Source organism: Geminicoccus sp., from assembly GCF_036263595.1.
Lineage (GTDB): Bacteria > Pseudomonadota > Alphaproteobacteria > Geminicoccales > Geminicoccaceae > Geminicoccus.
The window spans coordinates 1-12,312 of sequence record NZ_DATAGQ010000037.1; the positions used below are offsets into that span (position 1 = coordinate 1).

Annotated in this window: 10 protein-coding genes and 1 riboswitch; of the genes, 4 read left to right on the plus strand and 6 right to left on the minus strand. The window is 68.8% G+C overall.

What is annotated here, in order from left to right:
* Positions 1-311: 311 nt before the first annotated feature.
* The gene (locus VHL31_RS02925; protein ID WP_329659707.1) at positions 312-2,930 is read right to left on the minus strand and encodes a hybrid sensor histidine kinase/response regulator; all 2,619 of its coding nucleotides are present in this window, start codon (positions 2,928-2,930) and stop codon (positions 312-314) included.
* Positions 2,927-5,074, minus strand: coding sequence for a two-component system response regulator (locus VHL31_RS02930; RefSeq protein ID WP_329659708.1), 2,148 nt, complete (start codon positions 5,072-5,074; stop codon positions 2,927-2,929). Before VHL31_RS02930 ends, VHL31_RS02925 begins: the two co-directional genes overlap by 4 nt.
* A 193-nt stretch (positions 5,075-5,267) precedes the next feature.
* On the opposite strand from VHL31_RS02930, the gene VHL31_RS02935 reads away from it, so the two are divergent.
* The gene (locus VHL31_RS02935) at positions 5,268-5,699 is read left to right on the plus strand and encodes an NUDIX hydrolase (protein WP_329659709.1); all 432 of its coding nucleotides are present in this window, start codon (positions 5,268-5,270) and stop codon (positions 5,697-5,699) included.
* A gap of 63 nt (positions 5,700-5,762) precedes the next feature.
* On the opposite strand, the gene VHL31_RS02940 is transcribed toward VHL31_RS02935, so the two are convergent.
* The 4 genes from VHL31_RS02940 to VHL31_RS02955 form a co-directional block, all read right to left on the minus strand.
* Positions 5,763-6,194, minus strand: a complete 432-nt coding sequence (locus VHL31_RS02940; RefSeq protein WP_329659710.1) for a helix-turn-helix transcriptional regulator — start codon at positions 6,192-6,194, stop codon at positions 5,763-5,765.
* A gap of 140 nt (positions 6,195-6,334) precedes the next feature.
* Complete coding sequence (locus VHL31_RS02945; RefSeq protein WP_329659711.1) at positions 6,335-6,943, minus strand: helix-turn-helix transcriptional regulator; 609 nt, start codon at positions 6,941-6,943, stop codon at positions 6,335-6,337.
* 147 nt (positions 6,944-7,090) lie between these two features.
* A complete protein-coding gene (locus VHL31_RS02950; protein WP_329659712.1) occupies positions 7,091-9,433 on the minus strand; it encodes a penicillin acylase family protein in 2,343 nt (780 codons plus the stop codon).
* A gap of 1 nt (position 9,434) precedes the next feature.
* Entirely contained in the window at positions 9,435-10,073 is a 639-nt protein-coding gene (locus VHL31_RS02955) for an HAD-IA family hydrolase (protein WP_329659713.1), read from the minus strand.
* Positions 10,074-10,205: 132 nt separating this feature from the next.
* On the opposite strand from VHL31_RS02955, the gene ddpX reads away from it, so the two are divergent.
* The 3 genes from ddpX to VHL31_RS02970 all read left to right on the plus strand — a co-directional run bounded on the left by ddpX (position 10,206) and on the right by VHL31_RS02970 (position 12,166).
* Positions 10,206-10,760: a D-alanyl-D-alanine dipeptidase gene (gene ddpX, locus VHL31_RS02960; RefSeq protein WP_329659714.1), complete on the plus strand. Its 555-nt coding sequence runs from the start codon at positions 10,206-10,208 to the stop codon at positions 10,758-10,760.
* 23 nt (positions 10,761-10,783) lie between these two features.
* The gene (locus VHL31_RS02965) at positions 10,784-11,395 is read left to right on the plus strand and encodes a LysE family translocator (protein ID WP_329659715.1); all 612 of its coding nucleotides are present in this window, start codon (positions 10,784-10,786) and stop codon (positions 11,393-11,395) included.
* A gap of 69 nt (positions 11,396-11,464) precedes the next feature.
* Positions 11,465-11,617: riboswitch (FMN riboswitch) on the plus strand.
* 84 nt (positions 11,618-11,701) lie between these two features.
* Positions 11,702-12,166, plus strand: coding sequence for a 6,7-dimethyl-8-ribityllumazine synthase (locus VHL31_RS02970; RefSeq protein WP_329659716.1), 465 nt, complete (start codon positions 11,702-11,704; stop codon positions 12,164-12,166).
* Positions 12,167-12,312: the final 146 nt, after the last annotated feature.

Genomic DNA, 12,312 nt, shown 5'->3' on the forward strand with positions numbered 1-12,312 from the left:
GCTCCGCAAAGCAGCCGCCCGTACCCGTGAAACCTTATGGAGTACCATCGGCCAGACACCCGACCCCTTCAGCCCAGCCGAATGCCAGAACTATCTCGCCAACGCCGGTTATGAGTTCGAGTGAACCGAAACTGCTCTAGCACCACGAGATCGGCCACATACCTCACCCCGTAGGACATCCGGGCTCCGCCGCCCGCTTGTAGGCGGCAGTGCCAGCATCCCCCGTTGCCATGGGTCAGCACACCCGTCATCGACTTTCCCGACCGCTGCCCAGGCCATCGATCGGAGGGATGATCAGGAGCCAATAGGTTCTAGCGGTGCCCGGATCGCCTGCTCCGTTCGCGCTCGACACGCCAGGCCGACAGCCCGGCTGCGACACGATCCAGCTCGAGGCGCAGGCGTTGCACCTCGGCAGGACCACGCACCTGCAGGCTCCCGTCATCGAGACCCCGCCAGCCCAGCAGCACATCGAACAGCGCCGTTGCACCGAGATGGGCAGCACTGCTGCGCAAGGCATGGGCGTGATCGTGCAGCGCGGCCAGATCGCGCTTCTCGACGGCCTGTGCCATGGCCTCCACCAGTTCGCCGGCCTCGACCAGGAACGTGTCGATCACCTCCTCGATGAAGCCGTCGCCCTGGTCGAGCTTCGCCAGCCCGTCCAGCTTGCGGCGGTCGAGGACCGGCCGCGGCTCGGCGCTGGCGGCAAGCGTCAGGACCGGGCGACGGCGCGCCTCTTCCGGTGGCGGGGCTGCCGGGAGTGGCGGCGATGGCGGGGCCGGGACGGGCGGCAAGACTGGTGCAGGCTCGCGGGCGGCCGCAGCGGCGGCCGGCACGCCGGCTCGGACGCGCGCCTCGATCAGGCGGTCCATCAGGCCCAGCAGCACGGGCGCATCGATCGGCTTCATCGCATAGTCGGTGAAGCCCACGGCGCGGCAGGCGTCGATCGTGGCCTGCGTGGCATCGGCGGTCAGCGCCACCACCGGTGGCAGGTCGTCCTCCGTGAAACGCATCAGCTTCAGCGCCTCGATGCCGCCCATGCGCGGCATGTTCAGGTCCATGAGCACAAGATCGAACGGCTCGTCGGCGATCCGCTCCACGGCATCCTGGCCCGAACCGACGATGACGACTTGGTGGCCGGCGCTCTCCAGGATCCGCCGGACGACCTGCTGGTTGGTGAGGTTGTCCTCGGCCACGAGGATCCGGCCGGGATGCGCGGCGGTCACGGCATCCTGGCTCGCCGCCAGCCTGGGCGCCTCGTGCGGTGCCAGCGAAGCCCGCGCCAGGCGCGGCAGGTCCCGCTCCAGCGTCGCCGGCGACAGCCCGGCCATGGCGAGCGACGGCGGTTCCGTGCTGCCGATCGTGACGATGTCGACGCTGCCCTCGACCTTGTGCAGAACGATCCCGATCAGCTCGGCGGCACTCGACGAGGTGGCGGGGTCTGCCATCACGAGGAGGCGCCGGCCATGGCGGCGGTGCAGCTTCGTGGCCACATCCTCAAGGCTGCCGGCCCGCTGGGCGCCAAACCCTGCCCGTTCCAGGATTTCCTGCGCCCGGACGGCCAGCTGGCCACGGCCCAGGACCACCACCAAGCCATGGCTCGGCAGCACCGGCAAGTCGTCCAGGTCGGCGGCGGGCAGCAGCAGCGTGAAGCTGAAGGTAGTGCCGCGGCCGGGCTCGCTCTGCAGTGCCAGGCGGCCGCCCATCAGCTCCACCAACTCCTTGGCAATGGTCAGGCCCAGCCCCGTGCCGCCATAGTCGCGGTCGGTGCCGTCATCGGCCTGCGTGAAGCTCTCGAAGATCCGCTGCTGGCGGTCGAGCGGGATGCCGATGCCGGTATCGGACACGGCAAACAGGACCTCCTGGCCTCGGCCGGCCATCTGGACCCGCAGGACGACCTCGCCCCGCTCGGTGAACTTCAGGGCGTTGGCGACGAGGTTGGTCAGCACCTGCTGGAGGGCAGCTTGGTCGCCCACCAGGGCCGACGGTACCCCTGGGTCGAGCACCAGCCGGAGCCGGAGGCCACGCGCCTGGGCCTGCTGTTCCAGCATCCCGCGAAGGATCCCCAACAGGCCGTCCAGGTCGAACGGCTGCGTGATCACCGTGAACCTGCCGGCCTCGATCTTGGCCGCATCCAGCACGGCGTCGACTAGGCCCAGGATCGTGCCCGCCGCGGTCCGCACCGTGCCCAGCATCTCGCGACGGTCCTCGTCAGGCTCGTCGCGGCGCAAAAGGTCGGACAGGCCGATCACCGCGTTGAGCGGCGTGCGGAACTCATGGCTTATCACCGCGAGGAACCGGCTCTTGGCCTGGTTGGCTTCCTCCGCCCGGTGGATGGCCTGCTCGAGCTTGCGCAGCAGGGTGGAGACGTAGGCGGGCAGCACGATCAGCGCCAGGATCAGCGCCACGTCCAGGGCCGGCACCTGCCGCCACTCGGCATTGAGCAGGACGACCCCGCTGAACAGAAGGAGCGCCGTCCCGGCCGCGGCGAACAGGTAGGTCCGTCCGAACCGGAAACCGTGGCCGAGGATGATCCAGAGCAGGATCGGGTAGAAGGGAGCGGCACTCATGCCGCCCACCAGCATCACCCCGCACAGGCCGACCGTATCGATCAGCATGCCCGCGATCCGCCTGGCCGGGCTGATGCCTGGCCAAACCAGGATGTGGACGAACAGGGCGGTTGAGAGCACCAAGGCCGCAGCGCTGATGCCGAGCCCGCCCCAGAAGAAGGTGCCGGAACCGCTGGCGGCGGCCAGGATGTAGACACCGATCGCGACGGCGAACCCGATACGGATCAGGGCCTGCTCGTGCTCGCTGTCCGGCCGCCCGGCCAGCCGGCGGCGCAGCCTGGCGCGCCACCCGTCCTTCTCCTGCGGCGGCATATCGGCTCTGGCCGTCAGCTGCGGGTCATCGCCGGGCAAGGGTGCCGTCATGGCGCGACGCTCGCCGGCACGGCGCGGAGCAGCGCCTCGACTTCCTCGGGCGGCATTGGGAAGCCGACCAGGTGGCCCTGGATCTGGTCGCAGCCGCCGCGCTCCAGAATCAGGCGCTGGCCGGGCGTCTCGACGCCTTCAGCCAGCACGGTGAGGCCCAGGCTGCGCGCCAGCTCCACGACCATGTGGACGATCTGGCGCGACTGCTCGTTCGTCTCGATGTCGTGCACGAACTGCCGGTCGATCTTGAGGCGATGCACGGGCAGGCGCTGCAAATAGGCCAAGGAGGAGTAGCCAGTGCCGAAATCGTCGAGCGACAGGGAAACGCCAAGGCCGGCCAGAAAGCGCAGCGTTTCCATGGCCTGCGCGGTGTTCTCGAACAGGGCGTTCTCGGTAAGCTCGATGTCGATCCAGCACGGGTCGATCCCGGTCTCGGCCAGGAGCTGCTCGATCTGGCGCTCCACCCCCTTCTCGCGGAACTGGCCGGGGCCGATGTTCACCGACATCGTGATCCCCTCGATGCCCTGCTCCTGCCAAAGGCGCAGCTGCCGGCATGCCTGTTGCAGGACCCAGTTGGACAAGGGCGCGATCAGGCCGATGTCCTCGGCGACCTGCAGGAACTCTCCGGGGCGCACCATGCCGCGGCTCGGATGGTTCCAGCGCACCAGCGCCTCCACGCCGATGATCCGGCCCGAGCCCAGTTCCATCTGCGGCTGATAGTGGACAGTGAACTGCCGCGTGGTCAGCGCCTGGCGAAGCTCGCGCTCCAGCTGGATGGTCCGCTTGGCGGTGACGTTCATCTCCTCGGCGAAGAACCGCCACGTGTCCCGGCCGGACTGCTTGGCGCGATGCATGGCGAGTTCGGCATTGCGCAGCAGATGGTCCAGCTGCCGGGCATCGTCCGGCCAGATGGTGACACCCATCGAGGCACTCACATTGATCTCGCGGTCGCCGATCTGGAACGGCTCGGCGAATGTCTCGTTCAGACGCCGGCAGAGCTCGGCGGCCTCGTCGGCGCGACGCAGGCCCGGATGCGCGATCAGGAACTCGTCCGAGCGCAGCCGGCCCAGCGTCTCGCCTGCCTTGACCCGCCCGCGCAGCCGGCCGGCCAGCGCCTTCAGCAGGGCGCTGCCGAACGCGTCCCCATAGGCATTGTTGAAGCTCTTGAAGCGGTCGATGTCGATATGGACCAGCGCCAGCAGCTCCTGATCGGCCTCGGTCCTGGCGATGTCCTGGGCGATGCGCTCCAGCAGGGACTGGCCGGAGGGCAGCCCGGTCAGCGCATCCGAGCGCATCGCGGGCATGGTGTCGGCCATGCTCCGCAGCAGCTCGTCGCCCTCGTGCCACAGGGTGAGGACGTGGCTTACCTGACCGGCCGCGTCGGTCAACGGCGCGTGGACCAGGAGGACGCGCCGCTCCTGCTGTCCCTGGCCGATCAGCTCGACCCGCGGCTGCCCGGACGCCTCGCCGGTCTCGAAGATCTTGTCGGTCTGCAGCCGGTAGCGCAGCAGGAAGCCGGCGCCGAGCAGCGCGTCGAGGCCAGGCTGGCGGCCCTGGTCGCCCGGCATCGGCAGGGTCGCGCAGCCGGCGGCCCTGGCCCAGGCGGCGTTGGCGGCCACCAGGCGCGCGTTCTGGTCGGTCACGAAGGCCGGCAGCTCCAGCCGGCCGCACAGGGCCGCCGGATCGATCGAGAGCGCCGCGCCGGCGCCCTTGGTGCCCAGCCTCTGCTCGAGATCGGCAGCCCGCTCGCTGAGGAGGCGCTGCTGGCGGCGCATGGTCAGGAGGTTCTTGACCCGGGCACGGAACTCCAGGTGGTCGACCGGGCTGAGCAGGAAGTCCGTCGCTCCGGACTCCAGCGCCTGATAGCAGTAGTCGCGGTCCTCGTAGACGGTGACCACGATGATCGGGATGAGTTCGCAGCCGGCGGTCGTGCGGAGCTCTCGGATCAGTTCGGCACCGTTCATGCCGGGCATGTTGAAGTCGGTGACCACGAGGTCCGGCGCCTCGGTGGCGGTGATCGCCGCCAGCGCCTCGGTCGGTGACCCATAGGCCTGGACCACCAGCCCCTCTTCCACCGACTGGGCGAGCCTGCTCAGGATGTTGCGGTTGGTGACCCGGTCATCGATGACCACTATCTTCGCCATCACGGATCGTCCGGCTGGCAACTAGGAAGATGGTCGGGCTGATTGCGGCCGAACATCACTCTCCCGATCGTGGCGTCTCCGTCCGACGCACGGCACAACGCGGTCCAGAAGAAGAGGACGGAGTGGGTCAAGTCAATGCAAACAGGGCGTAATCCTGCCACGGATGGCGGTCCGGCACATCATGGAGCATGCGGTGACCGATAAGCGCGACTATCCACCCCATCCCATCGTCGGGGTAGGTGTGGTCGTGCGACGGGATGACAAGTTCCTGCTGATCCGCCGCATCAAGCCGCCGCGGGTCGGGCAGTGGAGCCTGCCGGGCGGGCGGCAGCATCTTGGCGAAACCGTCGAGGAGGCCGCCCGTCGCGAGGTTCTCGAGGAGAGCGGGCTGACCCTGTCGTCCTGCCGCCTGCTGACGGTGGTGGACCTGATCGAGCGCGACCCGGGCGAGCGGGTGGTCTGGCACTACACCTTGATCGATTTCGTCGCCGAGGCGGACCACGACCGGGTGGTTGCCGGCGACGATGCCGCCGAGGCGGCATGGTTCACGCTCGACGATGCCGTCGCCGCAGTTGCGTGGGAGGAGACCAGGCGGATCCTCCGCATGGCGGCCGAAGCTCGTTAGCAGGGGACGAGGCATCCGGTTCTGGCGCGTCCAATCCTCGTCGACCCGGGCGGATGGGCCGGCTCAGGCTTCCTCGCGCTCGGTGCCTGCCAGCACGCGGGCCAGGTTGCAGAGCGCGTCCTGGTGCTTGCGGCTGCCGATCGCGGAGAAGTTCCGCGCCAGTTCCAGGAGCATGCGCTGCTGGGGCATCAGCTCCTTGTCCTTCGGCTTCGCGTTCTTGTCAGGCTCGACGTCCTCGAAGAAGTAGCTGATCTCGACGCCCAGGGCCTGGGCGATCTGGAACAGGCGGCCGGCCGAGATGCGGTTGATGCCAGTCTCGTACTTGTGGGCCTGCTGGTAGGTGACGCCGATCAGCTCCGCCATCTGCTGCTGGGTGAGGCCGAGCATGATCCGGCGCTGGCGAATGCGCATGGAGACGTAGTGGTCGACATCCAGCGCCCTCGACCGGCCTCCGGTCCCGCGGCTGACGACCTTCGCAGTGGCCACCTGATTCATGAGCGGAAATCTCCAACGGGATTCGAGGCCGCTTCGGAACCCGTCCGGTCTCGCGTCTCGATCGATTTCGCTAAAATACCAGCTAATTTGCTGGATGCCAGCACTTCGACATTTCCTCATCAACCATAATAGCATATCTCTCACTCGTCGGCTTGGCTTTCCTGGCTCGCCGCCGCGGCCTCCAGCACCCCGAGCACCGGTCGCGCATCCGTGATCTCGACCACCATCGTTCCTTCGCCGCCGGCAAGGCAGACCAGGAACATGCCGCTCTTCGGCCCGGGCAGGACCCGGCGCAGCAGTTCCCGGTCATCCGGCAGTCTCACGATGGCGAACCGCCCCACGGTTTCGGCGGGCTCGACAGGGTCGGCCGCCGTCAGAACGAGCTGGCCCTGGCGGAACATCGGCGCGTTGGCGTCATCCTCGACCTGCCAGGCGCGCATGCGGTCGACCCGCACGGCCAGTGGCGGGATCGGCGACTCCAGCGACAAGGCGCAGCCACCCGCGCCGATCCGCCCGGACACTGTCAGGCCCGGCCGCTTTGGGCTGCGGCCGAACCATAGATATTCCGGCGTCGTGTCCAGGAGATCCGCGATGCGATCCACCACCTCGCGCGGCGGCGCATACTCGTCCCGTTCATAGGGTCCGATTGCCGTGGAGTGCCGGTGGATCAGGCGCGCCAGCTCCACCTGGGACCAGCCCTTGGCCGTCCGCAACGCCCGAAGCCTTGTCCCGAAGCTGTCCCGTCTCATCGCGGCCATCCGGTCCACCCGTGGTTCCACTAGGGGAATAACCCCATGTGACGCTAGAGCAAAACTATCTAACGCATTAGTTGTTGAAAACGATCACCATCCGGGGGCCGGCCAACGTTGCGCCCATGGGTCCTGCGACGCTTCTGCTCAGCCATCTCGGGCGGGCACGAGGGACATCCGGTCGGGGCGCTGTGCCGCCGGAAGCACGATTCGCCGGTCGATGGTCCAGCGTGCCACGCCGTCCGCGAACCATCGCGACCAGGGATGACCGCTCTGGCCGCTCGCGGTGACGATCCGGATGCCCTCGGGCTCGGCAAGGTCGGCGACGATCCGCAGGCTGGCCGCGATGGTCACGGTCCGCCGGACCAGGGCGTCGTCCGTCGTCGCCCAGGCGACGTCCACCGTGTCGGGATCGCCGGCCTTGGGCGCTTGGTTGCCGAACAGGGCGCCCAGCACCGGCACCTGCCCGAGCGTCGCATGCGGCATGGCCGCGGTCTGCAGGTGGCGCAGGGTCCAGCGGCCCCGATCCGGCCCGGTCGCGGCGACGAGCGCCGCTTGCGCCTGCTGCAGGGCCCGGCCCGCCAGCATCGCACAGGTCTCGACCGGCTCGGTCCGGACATCGTCGCACCAGGCCGGCCGGTTCTGCAGCACATGGGCCAGGAAGTTGCCGCGCAAGCCGCGCAGCCCCGATGCCAGCGGACCCAACTCGTCCTCGCGGATCATCCGGGACAGCCGCTCCGCCCAGGCCAGGAACAGCCCGGCCTCCCAGCGGTCGCCCGCCATCGTGCCGTCCCAGCCGCGCATGGCATCGCGCATCGCCACCGTCGCCGGGTCGTTGCTTTGCGCGGCAAGTAAGGTGGGCAGCATGTCCACCGCGAATCCGGAGCGGAGATCGCGCTGGATGCGGACGAGGTCGGCTGGGTCCAGCCGCTCCTCGGCCGAAAGCAGCGCGTCGATGCGCGCCCGCCGCCAATCCGAGGGCCAGTAGGCGGCGATCAGGTGGGGATAGCCGGGCTCGGTCACCCGGTTGTTGCCGTTGGCTACCGTGCCGCCCGGGGGATCGAGCAGGGTCGGCAATTCGTCGGCCGGCACCGTTCCGGTCCAGTCGAACCGGCCGCTGGCGCCATCCGCCGGCATCGTGCCGTTGCCGCCGCGCCGCACCGGCACCGCACCCGCCACGATCAGGCCGACCCGGCCATGGCTGTCGGCGGCGATGAAGTTCTGCACCGGGTTGCGGTAATCGGCCAGGGTCGCCCGCAGCCCGTTGAGATCGCCCGCATGCGGCAGCCCGAAGCCTGCACGGATCGTGCTGTCGGCGGGATCCAGCACCGTCCAGGCCAGGCTCACCGGCCTTGCCGGCTCGCCGTTCCTGCCCGGCAGCTCGGAAATGACCGGTCCATGCCGCGTCGCACGCAGCCGCAGCGTCTCGCTGGCCCCGCCCTTCACCAGGATCCGCTCCTCGCGCCGGGCGAACGGCAGGGAACCGCCCGGTGCCAGGTAGCGCTCGCCGTCCGCGGGGTCGACCGTCTCCACGAACAGGTCCTGGACGTCCGCATGGGTCGTGGTCAGGCTCCAGGCCAGGGTCGGTGTCCGCCCGATCACCACGAACGGCATGCCCGGCATGGTGGCGCCCGTCACCCGCAGCCCCGGCGCCGTCATGTCGACCAGGTACCACACGCCCGGCGTGCGCAGCTGCAGGTGAGGGTCGCCGGCCAGCAGCGCCCCGTCGCTGGCGCTGCGGGACGCGCCCACCGCGAACGCGTTCGAGCCGATGCCGGATGAGGGCAGGTCGGGCAGGCTCGCCCGCAGCCGTTCCGCCCAGCCGGCCGGAGCTTGGGCCGACTGGTCCCGCGGCGCGTCCATCCCGGGCCAAAGGTCGGCGATCTGCTGCGGTGTCAGCCGGGCGCGCAGTGCCAGGCGCTGCAGCTCGCCGTCCATGTCGCCGTCCAGGTTCAGCGCCATCATCTTGATCCAGACCGCGCTGTCCGCAGGCTTCCAGGGCTCCGGGCTGTGCCAGAAGATCCAGAACTCCGGCGGCAGCAGCCGGTCGCGATGCTCGATCCAGTCGTTGATGCCCTGCACGTAGGCGTCCAGCAGCGCCCTGGACGAGGGATCAAGGCTTTCGAGCGAGGCCTGCGCGGCATTGTAGAGCCCGAGCGTGCGCAGGTAGCGGTCGGCCGGCAGGCCGGGGCTGCCGACCAGCTCGGCCAGCCTTCCCTGGCCGACCCGGCGCTGGAACTCCATCTGCCAGAGCCGGTCCTGGGCCTGGACGAAGCCCAGCGCCCGGTAGGCGTCCCGCTCGCTGGCGGCCCGGATGTGCGGCACGCCGTGGACGTCCCGCTCGATCTCGACGGGCCCGTCCAGCCCGTCCAGCTCGTAGCCGCCTGTCGTGCGCGGCAGCGAGCCGGCACCGATCAGGACGATGGCGCCGACAATCGCGAGGAGGAGGATGAGAAGGGCGCCTGCCGCTGCGCGCAGCGCCCTCTTCACGTCAGGCCGCCCGGTCCAGGAGGTCCAGCTTCTCCAGGCAGGCCCGCAGGCTGTCGGCATCGGTGAAGCGGTGGGCACGCCAGCCACGCGCTTCAGCCGCGGCGATGTTCGCCGCATTGTCGTCGATGAACAGGAGCCGGTCGCCCGACTTGCCCAGGTCCTGCTCGACATGGGCGAAGATGCGGGGGTCCGGCTTGATCAGCTTCAGCTCGCCCGAGACATAGACATTGTCGAAGTGCCGGAAGAACGGGTAGCCGGCCTCGTCCTTGTGCACGAGTGGGAAGGTCTCGATCGACCAGTTGGTGAGCGCCACCAGATGGGTGCCGTTGGCTGCGAGTTCTTCCAGGATCGTGACCGTGCCGGGGATCGGCCCCTTGATCATCTCGATCCAGCGGTCCTTCCAGGCTTTCAGCGGCACCTCCAGGTGCGGATGGACCGCGAGCAACTCGGCGATGCCCTCGTCCATCGTCCGGCCGGCGTCGAACTTCTCGTTCCAGTGCCCGGTGGCGACCTCGGTCAGGAAATGCTCCATCACCGCCGGATCGTCGAACATGGTGCGGTAGAGGTAGCGCGGGTTCCAGTCGATCAGGACCCCGCCCAGGTCGAACACGACCGTCTCGACTGCCTGCCCGTCCGCCACCCGATCGTTCCTTTGCGCCAATACTCGGCCGTGCCGCTACGACGGCAGGCATGACAACTTCAAGGCGCTTCTCGACGCGATGATGCGGTGGCGCCATGGTACGGCCGCTGCTTGTCACTCCCTGGGCACACCATGCCGCTCGTTCCGATCGACCGCCCCGAGTTCGACGTCGCCATCGACCTCCGCTACGCCACCGAGCGCAACTTCACCGGCGAGCCGGTCTATGCGCGCGCCCTGCCGTTCCTGCATCGCCATGCGGCCGATGCGCTGGCCCGCGCCATCGCCCTGGCCCGCCCCCTGGGCCTGCGCCTCAAGCTGCTCGACCTTTACCGGCCGCCCGAAGCCCAGTGGAAGCTCTGGCACCACACGCCCGACCCCGAGTTCATCGCCGTGCCCTGGCGAGGCTCTCCACACGGCCGTGGCGTCGCCGTCGACCTGACCCTGCTCGACGGGCAAGGTGAGGAACTCGACATGGGCACCGACTTCGACGCCTTCACGCCCCGCTCGCACCATGGTGATACCGCGGTATCGGTGGACGCCCAGCGCAACCGGCTCCTCCTGCTGGGACTGATGACCGCGGCCGGCTTCGACTTCTACCGCAACGAATGGTGGCACTATCAGCTGTTCGACGCGCGTGCACGCTACCCGCTCATCGCGGATGGCGCCGCAGCACCCCGGCTGATGTGATTCCCTGATCGAGGAGACATGCGATGAGCATCGACTTCCTGCTCACATCGCTGATCGTCGTGGCCTCGCCCGGCACCGGCGTGCTGCTGACCCTGGCCGCCGGCCTGTCGCGCGGGGCGCGTGCCAGCATGGTCGCCGCGTTCGGCTGCACGCTCGGCATCGTCCCGCACATGGCGGCCGCAGTCATGGGGTTGGCCGCCCTGCTGCATACCAGTGCCATAGCCTTCCAGACGCTGAAATATCTGGGCGTGGCCTATCTGCTCTACATGGCGTGGACGACGCTGAAGGAGCAGGGCGCCCTTCGGGTCGACAAGGACATGAGCCCCCGTTCGGCCCGCCAGGTGATCGTCGCCGCCATCCTGGTCAACATCCTCAACCCCAAGCTGTCGATCTTCTTCCTGGCCTTCCTCCCGCAGTTCGTGAGCGCCGCCGACCCGCACCCGCTCGGCCGCATGCTGGAACTCAGCCTCGTCTTCATGCTGCTGACCTTCGTCGTGTTCGTCGGCTACGGCCTGTTCGCGGCGGGGATCCGCAACCACGTGATCTCCCGCCCGCGCGTGCTCACCTCGATGCGCCGCACCTTTGCCGGCGCGTTCGCGGCGCTGGGTGCCAGGCTCGCCTTCGCGGAACGCTGAGCGATCGCCGCCGCTTGCGTCGCCCGTCTCCTGCCCCTACTTGCTCGCGCGCCCGTCGGCAGCGGCGGGCGATGATCTCAGGGCGGGGTGCAAGTCCCCACCGGCGGTGAACGCACGCAGGTGCGGCAGCCCGCGAGCGCCCTTCGCCTGCTGGCGGAGGGGTCAGCAGATTCGGTGCGATTCCGAAGCCGACGGTGACAGTCCGGAGGAAAGAGATCGGTCGTCGCTGCCCTCGTCCATGCCGGACGGGGAGGCGGCGGACGCGTCATGCCCTGATTCAGGTTCCGGCAGCCCAAGGAAGCCAACGTGGATCAGTTTCCCTCCCGTATCGCCTTCGTCCAGTCCTGCTGGCATAAGGACATCGTCGACCGCAGCCGCGATGCCTTCATCGAGGCCATGGCCGAGGGCGGTATCGACCGCGAGCAGATCGACCTTCATGAAGTGCCCGGCGCCTTCGAGATCCCGCTCCACGCCAAGCTGCTCGCCAAGTCCGGCCGCTATGCCGCCATCGTCGGCGCCGGCCTCGTCGTGGACGGCGGGATCTACCGACACGAGTTCGTGGCCCAGGCTGTCATCTCCGGCCTGATGCAGGTCCAGCTCGAGACCGAGGTGCCGGTCCTCTCCGCGGTCCTGACCCCCCAGCAGTTCCACGAGCACGACACCCACCGCAGCTTCTTCACTGAGCATTTCGACGTGAAGGGCAGGGAGGTGGCGTCGGCGTGCCTCGCGATCCTGAAGAGCACAGCCCGGCTGCGCCACCTGGCCGCCTGACGAAACCTGTACCGGTCCACAATGATGAGACACCGATGTGCGCTCACGCGGCCATGTGCATCTGACCAAGCTGGCCGGCTCGAACCTGGGCGGGTGTCCGGTAGCCGTGCCGCTCGACGATCCAGCTCCGGTTGTAGGTCTGCTGG